The sequence below is a fragment of the Paracidovorax sp. genome (assembly GCF_057642795.1).
On the sequence record NZ_JBXYZY010000047.1, the window covers coordinates 1 to 573 of the forward strand.

The following is a 573-nucleotide window of genomic DNA, read 5'->3' on the forward strand; positions in this document are numbered from 1 at the left end:
GGCGGGTAGCCACCTGGTAGAGGTCACCGAGGTCGCCGTTCTCCAGACGCTTACGCAACGACTGCAAAGCCGGGTTGAATCGCTCGATATGGCCGACCGCGCCCACCAGACCCTTGTTCTCAAAGGCCTCAGCCAGACGAGTCGCAGCCGCAGTGTCGTAGGCCAGCGGCTTCTCGATGAGAGCGTGGACCCCCGCCTCAGCCAGCTTGAGACCGATCTCCTCGTGGAACTTCGTCGGGGCAGCGACGACACAGTAGTCGATACCAGTCTCGATGACCGCATCGACGTCGGGGAGAACGGGTAGGTCACCGGCGACTCCAAACGGGTCCTTGCCGGAGGCATCCGCGATCGCGACCAGATCGACGCCGTCGATGGCGCGCAGGTTGCGGACGTGGTTCTTGCCCATCGAACCGATGCCGACCATGCCGGCGCGCAGATTCGCCATCAGGCACCTGCTTTCGCGCAGGTATTGACAGCGGCAACGATGCGCTCACGGTCAGCCTGGGACAGCGAGGGATGGACCGGCAGTGAGACACACTCGGCGGCAACCTTCTCGGTGTTCGGAAGCTCCAG

2 protein-coding genes are annotated in these 573 nt (G+C 63.9%); both read right to left on the reverse strand.

What is annotated here, in order from left to right; genetic code table 11:
• The coding region (locus AC3A84_RS18575) for a Gfo/Idh/MocA family protein (protein WP_487971507.1) at positions 1 to 445 on the reverse strand (445 nt) is incomplete at its 3' end.
• Positions 445 to 573, reverse strand: a complete 129-nt coding sequence (locus tag AC3A84_RS18580; protein WP_487971508.1) for a DegT/DnrJ/EryC1/StrS family aminotransferase — start codon at positions 571 to 573, stop codon at positions 445 to 447. The genes AC3A84_RS18575 and AC3A84_RS18580, both read right to left, overlap by 1 nt.